This is a genomic window from Marinobacter guineae (genome assembly GCF_002744735.1).
Lineage (GTDB): Bacteria > Pseudomonadota > Gammaproteobacteria > Pseudomonadales > Oleiphilaceae > Marinobacter > Marinobacter guineae.
The window spans coordinates 266,840-281,420 of sequence record NZ_KZ319341.1 but is presented as its reverse complement, the minus strand read 5'-3'; the positions used below and the strand labels follow the sequence as shown (position 1 = coordinate 281,420).

Sequence of the window (14,581 nt, the reverse complement as noted above, 5' to 3'; positions counted from 1 at the left end):
GATTAGTTTTGCATACGGATATCGTCCTTCCAGCGGAATCCCACCCCACCGGCTTGCCAGACGCCATCCTTGTTGAAGGGGTGAGGCCCGGCCATATTGATGTATTGGGGCAAACCGAAATGGGGTGCCAGGTTCTGTCTTGCCTTGATGGTGACACGGTCCATGATCCTCAGCCCCTGCTGTTCCGCCGGCAGATGAGCCTCGGGGGATGCCCTGTGAGCGACTGCCCAGTTACCAATGAACAGCAAATCGCCAGTGTCGTAGTGGTACCTGATGCCGTAGCCGCCATCGAAGGACTCGTTCAACAGATCGTTGTAGTCATTGAACAGCGCCTTCATCGCGTCTTCGTTCAGCAAACGAAACTTGTCGGCGGATGCCGACATGGTCTTTAGCTGATCCAGGGTGAGTTCATCGTCCGGCAGCCTTTCGATAACAGCGCCGGTCATCCCAAGATGAAGCCATACGCTTTTGCGCCCGGAAATCGGATGGGTATGGACGACGGGATGGGTCACGCTTGACGCGGAATTGACAGAAACGAGGCGTTCCCAGAATTCCTGTTTCTCCTTTGGCAGAACATCGAAGGCCGCACCCTGGTGGGCGAAATGGGTGCCGCCCCCGCGTTCCGGCGCCCGGGCCATGTAATAGGCGCTGTGGGAAAATGTTGCGGCTTCAAAGCTGCCATCGTTATGCCACTGAGGGCCGACCCCAAGGATTCCGTGGCGGCTGTCGTTGGAACAACGAAAAATGTGCCTGTTTCGTCCCGGTGTGGCGGGGTGGACCCCATGGGTGGAGTGGATTTCCCGGGCGCCCCACCATTTGCTCGCTTCCACCAGTTCATCGGGTGAGAGGTCTGTTTGGTGCTTGAAGACGATAAATCCGCGATTCGCCATTTCAACTTCCAGAGCCTCGATGACAGGCTCGGGAAGTCTGGTACGAACATCTGCGCCGTAGATCTCAACGCCCAGTGGTTCCAGCTGTCTGACTTTTAAACCTTCCTTTTCGATCAATGCAGCGCGCTTTGGGTCGACCGGAAGGATAGCCGATGCCAGTGTGCCGGGTTTTTCCGAAATCTGTCCCATAGCCGTTACTCACCATGCTGTTCGTTTTACAGACAGCCTAACCCGGCGCGTTTTTTGAACACAAACTTGGCTGGAGGTTTCCTTTCCGGCTACGCTGAAACTTGCAGTGGATATACATGGCACGGGTGTCTGGCGGAGGTGGAATGAAGTTTCCCTCGAGTACAGCGTTTGCGCTTTTAGGGGCCGCACTGATTGCGATCAGTTACGGGCTCGCACGCTTTGCATTTGGTTTGTTTGTGCCCCCGATCCGGGCCGAGTTGGGTCTGACGCCGGAAGTGATCGGTATCATTGGCGCGCTGCCGCTGATCAGTTTTGTCCTCGCCACGATGGTTGCACCACTATCTGCTGATCGTCTCGGCGCCCGTAACACGGCAATGGTGTCTGGAATTTTTGGTGTTGTCGGTCTGGCACTGATCAGTCAGGCTTCTGGCGCGGTGTCCCTCGGTGTGGGAGTGGTTGCTTGCGGCATCTGCACGGGTCTGATGATGCCGGCGCTCACGGCGGCGATGCAGGCCCTGGTGAAACGTTCCCTGCACGGGCGGGTCAGCTCGGTGATGAATGCTGGCACCAGTATTGGCGTGGTGGTTGCCGTGCCGACGATTCTGTTCCTGGCCGGGGCCTGGCGCTATGCCTATGCGTCCTTTGCAGTTCTGGCGCTCCTCGGGGTGCTTGCCACGTGGTTTTTCATTCCTTCCGTGTCCCGTGTCACGCCGTCGAATGCCGCACCTGCGTCTCCTATCAGTGCGCAGCAGTGGTGGCGCCTGTTAAGACTCTCACTGTTTGCCTTCATGATGGGCTTCGTTTCCGCCGCATACTGGATCTTCGCACCGGATCTGGTGGTCAACCTGGGCGCGATGCCGCCCGATGCCACCGGTTGGCTGTGGCTGGCGGTTGGTATCGCCGGCCTTGGCGGCGCGGTGGTGGCTGATCTGGCCGATCGCAACAACCCGCCGATCACCCAGGCGCTGATGCTGATGATGCTGGCTGCGAGCCTGGCCTTGCTTGCTGCCAGCCCCGACAACCTGCTGATTGCGACGTTTTCCGCGCTGGTCTTTGGCCTGGCTTACATGAGTCTGACGGGGCTCTACCTGATGACAGGCATCCGTCTGTTGCCGGGTCGGCTGTCCATGGGGCCGGTACTGCCATTTATGGCGGTCTCGCTTGGCCAGGCTGCCGGCTCGCCGATCGTCGGTGTGCTGGTCAACGAAGTCGGTTATGCCGATGCGTTTGCCATGTTCTGCGCCATCGGCATTCTCGTTGCGATGCTTTCGCCACTGTATCCGCGCTACCTTGACTATGAGCCCGAGGAAGAGGTTGAAGAAGAGACCGGCCTGCAGGCAGCCTACGATTACCAGCTGCAGAATGAGGAAGGCGAGCCGTTAACGCCGCCAACCGGTAACACGGAAAGTTACTAGCTGGGCCTTCACTCCGGCGATGGGTCGGAGGATGCCGCCCAACTGGTGTAGCCAAGCTCCTTCACCCGGGCAACTTCCTCATCCGGTATTGCCGAGAGGTCGCCAAGTTCCAGCGGGTCGTAATGGAATGCATACAGCCTGGAGGTGAATTCGGCAATGGGCAGGGAGGCCTCGCCGCGAAATTCGCCGTGGCCCCGGGTGGAGCAGGTAATTCCCTGACCCCAGTCCTGGCCGCTGTCGTTGTTGGGGTTGAAAAAGTAAACCCGCATCTCGTTACGGGGGCTGAGCCCGACCCTGAGAATATTGATGGCGTGGCGGCCTACAAAACGTGCCGCGCTGTCGGTAACGGCAATGCCGGCCGGCTGCGCGTGGATCACTGGCATGTTGCCGTTGTAAAAAGGGTGGTAGCTGGCGTAGAAGTGCCGGATGAAGCCCTCGTAGTCGTTCACTTCCCCGGTGTGGACATCGGCCACCACACGGAACCCATGGCTGACCCACCAGCCGTAGAATTCCGGGTTGATCCAGCGATGGGCATCGTCGTCCCGGTTTTCACAACGGCGCCACATTTCGCCGTAGATGCGATCCAGATGGGGTATGAGGATCAGCGATACCGGGTCCACATCGACCGGTGTTTCCTTGACCAGCCCGGGCTCCAGATCTCTGGAAGAGACGTTCTCACCTTCGAAGCGGCACAGAACTTCGTTGTCCCGGGCCGCCCAGGTCAGTACCTGAAGCAGATAATCAGCCTCGTTGGATGCCCATACCGACAGACCAATAGCAGACTGGCAAGTGGGGTTGTTGCCCTGGCCCACCCCCAGCGGCTGTCCCAAAAGGTTGAGGACACCAGCCAGCAGAAATACTCGGGGTGGTTGGGCATCGCCAAAGGCTTCCTGAAGGGTGTTTGCGGTCTCCGCTGACAGGGGTAGTTTGATCTGCCGCCACAGGGCCTGGGCTACGGATGGTGTAAACAGGGAACCCCGCTCCAGCATCATGGTTAAGCCATAAACGGCCTGGCAGGTTTCCGGGTAGATAGCTTCGTCAATCAGGGCGTGGACCAACTCGGTGTAGCAGTAGAGGTCGTCCATGCCGGTCATGGTGAGCCCCAGTATGCTGGGTATCAGATCGTCCTGATCATTGTTGCGCAGGAACCTCAGCATAACCGCGTGATAGGGCGAGGCCAGGCCGCTGTCGTGCATGCTGCGGGCAAAGTAGGTGGCTTCGGAAGCCAGAGTGACGTCGTCCATCTCCGCCAGTCGCTGCTCATAGACCTCTAGGCCCGGGTCTTCGGCGCTGCCCGGTGTGGGCGCAAACAGGGCGTTGACCAGGCGGGTGGCGTTTGCGTTACTGGTGGTTTTTATCTTCGGATCGTAAAGGCACTTGGCGATCTGGCCAATCATCTCGCAGATGCTGTCGACCTGCACCGGCCCTTGTTCCAGGAGGCGCCAGACCTCCGCCACCAGGCTGTCCAGCAGGCTCTCATAACCGAGGTGGGAAATCAGATACTGGTATAGTTCCTGGACAATCATGCCGAGCTGTTTCGGGCGTTCCCGGTCGGCTTCAGTGAGTTGGCCAGAGAGCAGATCCAGGTTCAAAGCCATAACCTGGGTCAGGAAATAGCGTGCCTGTTCTGCAGAAATGCCGGGGTGGAAGTAATCACCTCGGGTGACGGCAAGCATCCGAAGCTCGCTGATGGCCTCCACGATGGTCGTAACAGCACCAGCCTCGCGCAGGGAGTGCTTGGCCAGTGCCGGCTGCAGGATGGCCGGCTGAGCCCAGTCGCTGGTGCCGAAGATGCCGGCAGATTCCAGCGAGCGGACCCGCCGGTACAGGGCATCAAAGCCGCCCGGCAGCGTCATCAGCATTCGGGAGCGCTCAAGCAGTCCAAGGCTGGATGCCCTGGGGTCGGTGCGACGGGCTCGGGCGAAATCTCCCAGCGCTACGTCAAACTGCATCAATGCCGGCCCGAGCGCAGGGTCTGAGTTCTGACGCCCCATAGCTTTGGCTCCCTCGATTTCTTCTGGGTAGATGTTGTCTCCCCAACAACGATTCAGTCCGTATGCAACTCCCGAACGGCCTGTGCAAACAGCCCGGCAACCGCGATGGTGGCGACCCGGCCTTGTGCCCCCGGTTCCTGCTGCGGTGTCACGCTGTCGGTGATGAAAAGCTGATCCATTGCGCCCGCGCGGTAAAGCTGCTCCGAACCCGGACCGAACAGGGCGTGGGTGATAACCCCGAAAACCCTTGTGGCTCCCTTGTTCTTGCAAGCTTCGGCGGCGCGCAACAGGGTGGTGCCGCTAGCCACCATATCGTCGACGATGATGGCAACCTTGCCTGTCATGTCCCCGACCACGGCATCGCCGGTTATTTTGCCGTCGGTACGCCGTTTTTCCAGGAAAGCTGTGGGTGGTTGTTCGCCAGCGACCCCCGCCCAGGCGTCCCGGAACCGGTCCACGCGTTTGGTGCCGCCGGCGTCCGGGGAAACAATCACGACCGGCTCGTTACCAATACGGTCTATGAGTGCGTTGACGAACAGGCTGTGGGCTTCCAGATGCACTGTCCGACAGCGAAAAGCATTGTCGAAAGCGCCCTGGTTGTGAACTTCCAGTGCCACTATGCAATCCACTCCCATGGCTTCAAACAGTTGCGCCACATAGCGTGTGGTGACTGGATCCTGGCTCTTGGCGCGACGATCCTTGCGGGCATAGGCCAGGTACGGCAGCAGCGCGCTGACGCGTTTTGCACCGGCATCTTTAACGGTCGCGATGAAAAACAGGAGGCGCAGCAACTTGTCGTTAACGCTTAAAGCTTCCTCGCCAAACAGGGTGTGCAGCACGTAAACGTCCCGGCCCCGCAAATTCTGCAGTGGCCGTGACTTGTGTTCGCCATCTTCAAAGGCTCGATCCTCATGGGTGGCCAGGCTAACGCCGAGCTGTGAGGCAACGGCTTGCCCAAACTCCTGGCTCCCTTCCAGGGCAAACAGAACCGGCTCACTGTCCATACCAACTCCTTGATGGCACTTGTTCGATGCCCGTTTGCGGCCAACGCACAATCGCGCCAGGCGTTAACTGCCCTCGCGGAAGCGTCGGATAAAGGCTTCGGATTCCGCAATCGACTGTTCCATATTGCGAATCAGCTTATCCACGTCCTGGCGGATACCCACCAGCTCGTTCTCCAGGGAACCTATCGCCTGGGCGTTGAGGTTGTGTTTGAGATACAGCACCTGATCCTGAAATGCCTGCAAGACCGGGTCCATGCGATCTTCGGCTTCGTGCATACGGCTGATCAGTTGGCTGTATTGCACGCGGGTCTCATCAAGTTGCTGTTTGCTGCTGCGCCGAAGAGAGGTGCTCTCATACTGATCAAGTTCATCCTCCCATTCATCGAACAGATCGTCCGCGACATCTTCCACCTCGTGGATACGCTCGCGGACCTTTTCCGCGCTGGACTTGCTGTCTTCGTAGGCATCGCTGATCTCGGCGTACTGATCCTTGAGCTCGGTATCCGGCGTATCCACTACGCTCTGGAAGCGCTCCAGAGACGAGCGGAAGGTTTCCTGGGCGTCATTCTGGCTGTCCCTCGCGTCTTCCACCCGATCCACCAGGATGTCGCGCTTTTCATACCCGAATTTTTCCATGGTTTTGTAGTACATCGAAGAACACCCACCCAGAAGTGCGGCACTGAGCAGCAACAGCCACAGCCGCCGGGCACCGGGTAGCGTTATTGAACTGACAGTGGCGGCGTTGGACATAGGGTAGTCTCCGGTTGGGATGTGGGTGCGGGTCCCGAAAGTGAAGCATGGTGACGGGGTGCTGACAAGCGCTGATTCAGGCGCTGGCCTCCCGATAGGACACCATACGCTGTTTCTCTTCATCCCAAAGCGCGTACCGGAAGCAGTCTGCAATGTCACCGGGTGCAAGGGTCGTTGTGAGCGGTGATTGCAGTTCAGGAATGGCCGCCATCACTTCGGGAAGGCGGTAAAAGGGAATTCGAACGTTAAGATGGTGAATATGGTGGTAGCCAATATTCCCGGTAAACCACTGCATAACCCGGTTCATTCGCATGTAGCTTGAAGACTCCAGGGCCCCCCGGTAATAGGTCCATGCTTCGGGCGACGCAATCTGCATGCGCCGGAAACTGTGCTGCGCAAAGAACAGGTAGCACCCCATCGCAGAGGCAAGAGTCATGGGCAGCAGGATGACAAAGAAGACCAGGCTGAACCCGCCCAGTACCCATACCACGGCGATCAACGCGAAATGACTGACCAGTGCTGTCAGGGAGTCGATGTGTTTGCGGGGGTTCTTCAGCAAGGGCATGAGCGTAATGTTCAAACCGAAAACAACCGGGTAGCTCAAAAGCACCACCAGGGGATTCCGCTGGGCGCGATAGGTAAAGCGCTGCCACCGCGTTGAGTCCCGCCACATACGTGCGGTTATAAGTGGAAAAGCACCGACGCTGGCCTCCGAAATCTGGCCCACATGGCCGTGGTGATAATTGTGGCTGGCACTCCAGGAGCGTGTTGGTGTCAGCATCAGGGCGCCGAAGGCATGGAAGAGCCAGTAGGCAACCCGGGAGCCTTTGAGAATCGCACCGTGCAGGTAATCGTGAAAGGTGATGAAGGCGCGCACCATCACCAGGGCGCCCAGTACCGAAAACACCAGTCGGAGGGGCCACCACGGGATCATTCCGGCGGCGGTCAGTGCGGCAATCATCAACACAAAGGTGGAGCCGACGTGCCACCAGCTTGTTGCGGCAGATTGTTCAACGTAAGGTCTCGTGGCCTCCAGCAGCTCCCGGCCTACCCGGATGCCCTCGCTGTGTTCCGGCAAGTTGTCGTCCGATACCTGGACATTATCCTGACGCATGGTCCGTCCCTCCCTGCCTGTAAAATTAGATCTTTTGGCAGGTAATTTCCAATGATTGAATGGCGGCGATGGCGAGATATGGTAATGCCCGGTTTTCCTTAGGACATGAGCCCCATGGCCCGTGTCACGGCAGAAGGAGGTACACGGGTCAGGCTGGCGGCGAGACTCAGACTGCGAGGCGTCAAACCAGCCCAGCCCATGAACAACCGCTGGCCGGGCGCCCAGCGGCTGGCGCGATAGAGGAGGCCGGCTCGCCAGATCTGGCTGGCAATATCGTGACGGATCTGGCGATGATAATTGCCCGCGCCTGAACCCGCGAGATAATGGGTGGCAGCGACTACTCCACTGTGGAGCGCAACCAAAAGCCCAGCCTAAAGCTTGAGCTGTACTGACACTGGCGACAATAGAAAGGGTCGTCAGGTGAAATGAGAATAAACTTAAGCCGAAGAGCCGTATGTGCGGTAACAGACAGCCTGCCTCTGTACGCTCTTAAGTTTTTCGCACTCAGTGAATTTTTTTCGTACTCCGTGCGACAGCGAACAGACCGAATAAACTGAAAAGCCCATTCTGGACTCAGATGAGGCGATGGACCTGCCTATACAGGATGTTACATCATGCGCCGCAAGGATGAGGCGCAACTAGAATTCGGGATATAGAAAAAAAGGATCTACATATGAACAGGATTGTCTATATCGTCGGTGCCGTGGTTATCATTTTGGTGATTCTTTCCTTTTTCGGCTTTCGGTGAGTTGGGGCCGTTAACGCGGCCTCTCTTTGGCAGTATGGCTATGGACCCCCAGAGCCTCATTTGATCGGCCTCGCGCCCAGCGCAGGCCGTTTTTTTATGTGGCTTTAACCTGCTGACAACCAGCATCCGCCGTGGGGCTTGGTTACGCTTGAACTTGGTGGCAGGCTGACCTTTTGCAACATCAATCATTCAGAGATTGGAGAACGCTATGGCTGGTGGTTGGTCACGGGATGGCGCCGTTCAGGATCAAATTGACGCGAGCGTTGAAGATGCAGTTCAACGCGCACGGAGCCAATTGACTATCGGTGAGAGCGCCGTCCATTGCGATGAGTGCGATTGTGCTATTTCAGAGGAGCGCCGCAAAGCGATTCCCGGAGTCCGGCTTTGCATTGCGTGCCAATCCGCGCTAGAAAAGCAGGATACCTATACAGGCGGCATTAATCGCCGTGGCAGCAAGGACAGTCAACTCAGGTAACCCACGTCGATAGGCAGCCACTGAGTAATCCAGTTCGACGGCCTCCTCCCTCCACCAACCCGCGAATACCCAAGGTGGGCAACCGCACATACTCCGCTCTCACCAAACGCTAGTGTTTTTTCAGAGCCTCATCAAGATCCTCTGGTGGACAAAGCTGAGCAGACGAGTGCACTCAAATAGGGAAATCCAGGAGGTCAACATGGCTGATGGCGCTCAGAATGAAAATCTCGACCCTTCCGGCGCAGATCCGCGAAATAGCCGAAATGAAGCTGCTCCTGAATGACATTGCACAAAACGGAGAAAGGGGCGAGGCTGAGCTTCCTCCGCGTTCCACCGAGATAACCCCAGAAATGGAGCGCAAGATCGAGCAGGTGGTGCAATGAGTGAGCGGCGTCAACGGAGGAGTTCAATGCTCATCGTTATTGGCGCGTCCGCCGGTGGCATGGCCGCGTTAAAGCAGCTGGTCGCACAATTTCCACAGGATTTTCCGGCGCCCATCTTCATAGTCAACCACATGAGTGCCGATACCACCGGAGAAGCGCTGGTCAGAGTTTTAGACGGGAGCAGCAGTCTGACATGTGTGCATGCGCACAATAACCAGGCATTCAAAAGAGGCAATATCTACCTGGCGCCATCGGATCAACACATGCTGATCGTGAAAGGAAAGATCCTCATCACCAAAGGTGCCAGGGAAAACCGGTCACGACCCGCGATTGATCCCCTGTTCCGTTCCGCAGCCGTGGCTTATGGCAACCGGGTGGTCGGAATCATCCTTACCGGGTACCTGGATGATGGCACCAGTGGCATGATGGCGATCAAACGATGCGGAGGCGTCTGCATTGCACAGGACCCTGAGGATGCCGCTTATCCGGACATGCCGCAGTCGGTAATAACAAATGTTGGAGCCGATTATTGTGTGCCGATATCCGAGATGGGGGCGGTGTTGTCCGAGCTTGTAAGGAGAAAACTACCGGAGTACAAGCCGGCTCCGGAGGACCTGGTGATCGAGGCAAAGATTGCACAGCGGGTTTTGAGCGATTTGCCTTCTGTCGAGGCGCTCGGCGAGCAGGTGCCATACAACTGTCCGGACTGTGGCGGGGTGTTATGGAAGGTGGCAGACGGGGACCTTCTCAGATATCGCTGTCATACCGGCCATGCGTTTACCTCCTCGGTGCTGCTTGCTCAACAAACCGAAAAGATTGAAGAAACGCTCTGGGTTGCGCTGAGGATGTTTGAGGAGCGCCAGAACCTGCTCGAAACCATGAGTAAAAACGAAAGCAAAAAACCTCCCTCATCGATCTCCCAGCGGGCCAGGGATTCTCAAATTCACATTGACCGCATTCGTGCCATGCTGAAAGCTACTGATAAAGATTTTCACGGTGAAGGGGCGGGGTAAGAGCATGCCCCTCTTACAAATGGAGTCTAGTCATGCAGCCAAAAGACATCGTGGCGCAATTCATTGCTGATATCCATGCCCAGCGTTTTGAGGAGGCAAAGAGCCTGCTGGTTGCTGAAGGGTTTGAGTATGTGGGGCCGAATATGCGCTTCCTTCGTCCGGATGACATGCTGTCCTATCAATTCGGTATGGCTGCCATACAGAAAGATCTGATCGTACGTCAGCTCAGTGCCGACGGGGAACACGTGTTCGCGATTCTTGACTACCGGACCAACTTTGAACCGATCGGGGATGTGCGGCTTGCCGTCTGGTTTCGTGTGCGGGACGACAAAATCCAGACGGTTGAAGCCTTCTATAATGCGGCGGTGGTCGAAAACATGCTGGGAGGCAACCTGCCGTCAGCCGATTAAAGGCCGTATTCACGCTCGACCTTCGCTATCCGAACCCAAAAACCGGAATACCATTGCTGATGGCCAAGCCGCTGGGCCTCCTGGTGCTGTCTTGGCTACATACGCGGGTTATCGGACTAGCTTGTTCTGCACTTCTCACCTCAACGCCTGCAAAGGCTTTGGGGCTTGTCGACGCCGAGCGTATCCAGGGTGTTAATGCTGTGTTCAAAGCCTGTCAGGGGCGCGATGGAAATAACCGCATTGTGCGTCGCGAGCAGGACGGGCTGACGGAGTTGGCCATTCCACGTTCGAAAACTGCCGCGAACGCCTTTGTAGAGGTCCATGGCAAACGCTTCCGAACGAATATGGTCTGCGACGGCTTTTGGGTCGGCGGCACGCAGTTCGGTGACAGCAGTGACGACCGCACGCACCGCGGCCCAGGCGGCAAAATCTTCGGAGGTCATATCCCGCCCGTGGTCGCGCCGGAAGCGCTGATTGAGCTGAGGCGCGCCGTAGCGTTCAAGCGTCCAGTGCCATGCGTGGGCCGACAGACCTTCCGAACCGACGATCGGGCGCGGTGACTGGGTTGCATAAGGCACGTACCGGCCGAACTCACCTTCGCTATCGATGAGCCAGACAACATCATGGGTCACGCCGCCAGTCAGCAGCGCAATGTTGCTCATGTTCCGTTGGCGTGGATCGTTTGTGAGTTTGAATTCGCGCTGAACGACAATGTTGAGGCCGAACTTGGCGGCTGACTGACGGGCAGCCTCTGCCTTCAAACGATTTTCGTCGCCGCTGCCCGTGAGCAGTAAAATTTTCTGCCAGCCGTGGAATTTCAGATGCTGGGCCAGGGCATCACTGAGCATGGCGTGGGAGGGCAGGGTGTGCAAAAGCGCCGGTGCACAATCTTCGGCCCGCCACAGCGCTTCGCGATGGCGTATATTGAACAACAGGCCTTCAGTACCTTCAGGCCCTGCGACCGCCGCCATTGCCTCTGCCGGAAGGTCCAGCAGTACCGCCAGGGCTCCGCTTTCACGTGCTTCCCGCACGGCCGTTACCGGGGACTGGTCCGGGGTCATTAATACGACGTCCAGTGCAAAAGACAAACCCAGTGCGCGTTCAAGAATCCGGGTACCTCGAAGCGCCACCTGGGCTGCGTCTACGGGTCTTTTGCGGTCACGCAGGGACAAACCGGTATAGACGGTTTGCGGTTCATAAAAGTCATCGTTCGCACTGCCGATATAAACAATTCGGGCCGGCTCGCTGGCAAACGCGAAGGGTATGTTCAGAAGCACGACAGCCAGAAGCAGTCTACTGATCATCGATCAGAACCCCGTAGGGAACGCGCCCGACCGGCACCGTTTTCAGAGGCTTGAGAGTGTCAGTATCGATGACCGTAACGTCGTCCGATAGGCCGTTAGCCACATACAGGGTTTTTTCGTCGGCCGTCAGGCCAAGGCCCCAGGCCCGGTTTCCCACCAGCACGTACTCAATCACCTCGCGATTGGGCACATCAATGACCGCTACATGATTGGCGCGTCCAAGCGCAGCATAGGCACGGCTTCCATCCGCGGTCATTCGCAAATCCACGGGTGTGACCTGGTCGGGCCGAAATCCGGTGGGGAGGAAGAGGATGTCTGCAACCAGCTTGAGCGTATCCACATCGATAATGTTCACCATCCCTGCCAGTTCGGCGGACACCCATAGCTCCTTGCCATCGGGCGTAAGCGCAAAACGCCGCGGCCGGGTATCCACCAGTATGTCAGCAATGACTTCGTCGGCTTCCAGGTCGATGACATGCACAAGATTCGCTGCTTCCGAGGCGACGAAAACGAGGCGGCCGTCGGGGGTGACCTGAACACCTTCCGGCTCTTCACCCGTTTCATATTCTGCCAGAAGTTCGCCCGTCTGAATGTCATAGACGGTCGCCAGGGCATCTTCTTCGTTGGAGACGATCAGGCGTCGGCCGTCGGGGTGAAGATCAAAGGTCTCCGGAGCGGAGACACCGCGAATACGGCGCAAAAGCCTGCGGGATTCCGTACTGTAGATTGCGATCATGTCGTCGTCGGCGCAGGCCACGAAAAACTCCGACCGGTCAGCGCTGAAATGCATACCTCTCGGGCGGGCACACACAGGAATTTCTTCTATTACTTCAGTATCAGGCGACAGAATCGTAAGGCTATTACCGCGCTCATTGGCAACGATCACGTCCCCTGTTTTGGCCGCGAGTAGAGGGCTCAACAAGATGGTTGCGACCAAGAGTGTTCCTGCCAGGCACTTCATTGGACCTCCTTTGATGCGCCGCAAACGCGCGACGCTAATAGTTCAAGCGTCGGCCCAGGCCTAAAAACGTCGTCCTTGCGCTCTTTCGATATAACCATCGCTGGCTGCAGTCTGTAGTTAAACTAATATCAATCATGCTAGAACAAAAAATAAAACTGGCCAACGCTCTTTCACGAAAGGAGTCAAAAGATGATCGTTAACAGAGTCACTGCAACTTTCGTAATGCTGGTGCTTGCAGGCCTGTTTCAGGCAACTGCGCAGGCGCAGGACGAAACCTCCGACAGTTCATACTACGGCGACCTTCGAAACGTCGACCAACGCATGCTTACCCGCGCCGCCGGCGACGGCAACAATTTCCTTCACACCAATGGCAATTACGAGCAGACCCGGTACTACCCGGCGAGCCAGATCAACACCGAAAACGTTGGCAAGCTGCGCCCGGCCTGGATATTCCAGACCGAAGTCGTTGACTCGATGGAAACCTCACCCATCGTGGTCAATGGCATCATGTACGTCACCACCGCTTTTAACCACGTCTACGCGCTTAACGCACGGACCGGTGAGGAAATCTGGCACTACAAGCACGACATGGGGCCGATCACCACGTATTGCTGCGGCCCTAACAACCGCGGCGTCGCTGTCCATGGCAATAAGGTGTTCATGGGCACGCTGGATGCCCAGCTTGTCGCACTTGATGCCAGAACCGGCAAACAGATCTGGTCGACCCAGATTGCCGATCCGGAGTTTGGTTATTCCGAAACCATGGCTCCCTCAGTCGCGAACGGTAAAGTGCTGATCGGCACCAACGGCGGCGAATACGGCATCCGTGGCTTCGTTAAAGCCTTTGACACCGAAACCGGCGAGCTGCTCTGGACATTCAACACGACCGCAGAAAACTCGGTCGGTGTATGGGCAACACACGACGCCACTGGCCGCGACATGCATCGCGACATTGAAGCGGAAAAAGCGGCTCTTCAAGAAGCAGGGGACCCCTATGAGACGCTGGGTGGCGGCGTATGGCAGAACCCCGCGGTAGACCTTGAAACCAACAGGGTCTACTTCGTGGTCGGCAACCCCTCCCCGGATCTGGACGGTTCCTTGCGCCCTGGCGACAACCTGTACACTGACAGCCTGGTAGCGGTGAATCTGGACACCGGCGAATATGTCTGTCACTTCCAGTACATTCCGCACGATGTCTGGGATCTGGACTCGGTATCTCCGCCAATCATCACAACGGTGAAAGACGGCAATGGCGAGGATGTCAAAGGCATCCTGCACGGCGGAAAAACCGGTCACGTGTACGTCAATAAGGCGAGTGACTGCTCGATGATCCGGTTCTCGGAGGCCATGGTTCCGCAAGAGGATATGTGGACACTGCCGACCGCTGACGGTGCGCGTATGCTGCCCGGTGCCAATGGCGGCGTCGAATGGTCACCCATGGCGATCGACCCCACCGAACGCCTGAGCTATGCGATCAACCTGCATCAGCCCATGACCTACACCGTGCGCTCAACCCCTTATCCTGAGGGCAAGCTGTGGCTTGGCGGCTCCTTTGATGTTATCCCTGAGGAGCAGCAGTGGGGTAACGTAACTGCGGTAGATTACGACACCGGCAAGATCTCCTGGCAGGTTCGTACCGCCCAGCCGATGATCGGCGGCGTTCTGGCCACAGCCGGTGGACTGTTGTTCACAGGTGAAGGCAATGGTCTTTTCAAGGCCTATGACTCAAAGAATGGCTCTGAACTGTGGCGCTTCCAGGCGGGCGCCGGCGTGAATGCACCTCCTTCCAGCTACACGGTGGAAGGCAAGCAATACATTGTTGTGGGCGCTGGCGGTAATGCTCAGCTGAACTACAAGCGCGGCAACAACATCATTGCCTTTACCTTGGCCGACTGATCCAGCCGTCATGTAAAACCGGGAGTGGGCCATGC

General features: G+C 57.4%; 14 protein-coding genes. 6 read left to right on the top strand and 8 right to left on the bottom strand.

Annotated features, from left to right (window positions below; all coding sequences use genetic code 11):
- Window positions 1-2 precede the first annotated feature (2 nt).
- Entirely contained in the window at window positions 3-1,079 is a 1,077-nt protein-coding gene (locus CLH62_RS15565; RefSeq protein WP_099619107.1) for a TauD/TfdA dioxygenase family protein, read from the bottom strand.
- Between the two features lie 143 nt (window positions 1,080-1,222).
- Between CLH62_RS15565 and CLH62_RS15560 the strand changes: the two genes are divergently transcribed.
- Entirely contained in the window at window positions 1,223-2,494 is a 1,272-nt protein-coding gene (locus CLH62_RS15560; protein ID WP_099619106.1) for an MFS transporter, read from the top strand.
- Window positions 2,495-2,502: 8 nt separating this feature from the next.
- Here CLH62_RS15560 and CLH62_RS15555 read toward each other — a convergent pair whose 3' ends face one another.
- The 5 genes from CLH62_RS15555 to CLH62_RS15535 form a co-directional block, all read right to left on the bottom strand.
- Window positions 2,503-4,488 carry a hypothetical protein gene (locus tag CLH62_RS15555; protein ID WP_099619105.1) on the bottom strand — a complete coding sequence of 662 codons (1,986 nt, stop codon included), beginning with the start codon at window positions 4,486-4,488 and terminating at the stop codon, window positions 2,503-2,505.
- Between the two features lie 53 nt (window positions 4,489-4,541).
- A complete protein-coding gene (locus CLH62_RS15550; RefSeq protein WP_099619104.1) occupies window positions 4,542-5,492 on the bottom strand; it encodes a ribose-phosphate diphosphokinase in 951 nt (316 codons plus the stop codon).
- Between the two features lie 63 nt (window positions 5,493-5,555).
- Window positions 5,556-6,242: a DUF2959 domain-containing protein gene (locus tag CLH62_RS15545; protein ID WP_099619103.1), complete on the bottom strand. Its 687-nt coding sequence runs from the start codon at window positions 6,240-6,242 to the stop codon at window positions 5,556-5,558.
- A gap of 76 nt (window positions 6,243-6,318) precedes the next feature.
- A complete protein-coding gene (locus CLH62_RS15540; protein WP_099619102.1) occupies window positions 6,319-7,356 on the bottom strand; it encodes a fatty acid desaturase family protein in 1,038 nt (345 codons plus the stop codon).
- A 98-nt stretch (window positions 7,357-7,454) separates the two neighbouring features.
- Window positions 7,455-7,718: a hypothetical protein gene (locus tag CLH62_RS15535; protein ID WP_099619101.1), complete on the bottom strand. Its 264-nt coding sequence runs from the start codon at window positions 7,716-7,718 to the stop codon at window positions 7,455-7,457.
- 594 nt (window positions 7,719-8,312) lie between these two features.
- Between CLH62_RS15535 and CLH62_RS15530 the strand changes: the two genes are divergently transcribed.
- The 4 genes from CLH62_RS15530 (at window position 8,313) to CLH62_RS15515 (ending at window position 10,385) form a co-directional block, all read left to right on the top strand.
- Complete coding sequence (locus CLH62_RS15530; RefSeq protein ID WP_099619100.1) at window positions 8,313-8,579, top strand: DksA/TraR family C4-type zinc finger protein; 267 nt, start codon at window positions 8,313-8,315, stop codon at window positions 8,577-8,579.
- 206 nt (window positions 8,580-8,785) lie between these two features.
- Window positions 8,786-8,962, top strand: coding sequence for a hypothetical protein (locus CLH62_RS15525; RefSeq protein ID WP_211285796.1), 177 nt, complete (start codon window positions 8,786-8,788; stop codon window positions 8,960-8,962).
- Window positions 8,963-8,988: 26 nt separating this feature from the next.
- The gene (locus tag CLH62_RS15520) at window positions 8,989-9,975 is read left to right on the top strand and encodes a chemotaxis protein CheB (protein WP_211285794.1); all 987 of its coding nucleotides are present in this window, start codon (window positions 8,989-8,991) and stop codon (window positions 9,973-9,975) included.
- A gap of 32 nt (window positions 9,976-10,007) precedes the next feature.
- The gene (locus CLH62_RS15515) at window positions 10,008-10,385 is read left to right on the top strand and encodes a nuclear transport factor 2-like protein (protein ID WP_099619098.1); all 378 of its coding nucleotides are present in this window, start codon (window positions 10,008-10,010) and stop codon (window positions 10,383-10,385) included.
- Between the two features lie 140 nt (window positions 10,386-10,525).
- On the opposite strand, the gene CLH62_RS15505 is transcribed toward CLH62_RS15515, so the two are convergent.
- Both CLH62_RS15505 and CLH62_RS15500 read right to left on the bottom strand, forming a co-directional pair.
- On the bottom strand, window positions 10,526-11,689 hold the full coding sequence (locus tag CLH62_RS15505) for a type 1 periplasmic-binding domain-containing protein (RefSeq protein ID WP_099619097.1): 1,164 nt from the start codon (window positions 11,687-11,689) through the stop codon (window positions 10,526-10,528).
- Window positions 11,679-12,650 carry a PQQ-dependent catabolism-associated beta-propeller protein gene (locus CLH62_RS15500; RefSeq protein ID WP_099619096.1) on the bottom strand — a complete coding sequence of 324 codons (972 nt, stop codon included), beginning with the start codon at window positions 12,648-12,650 and terminating at the stop codon, window positions 11,679-11,681. The genes CLH62_RS15505 and CLH62_RS15500 overlap by 11 nt, the downstream gene beginning before the upstream one ends.
- 189 nt (window positions 12,651-12,839) lie before the next feature.
- Between CLH62_RS15500 and CLH62_RS15495 the strand changes: the two genes are divergently transcribed.
- Window positions 12,840-14,546, top strand: a complete 1,707-nt coding sequence (locus tag CLH62_RS15495; protein WP_211285792.1) for a pyrroloquinoline quinone-dependent dehydrogenase — start codon at window positions 12,840-12,842, stop codon at window positions 14,544-14,546.
- The last annotated feature ends 35 nt before the right edge of the window (window positions 14,547-14,581 follow it).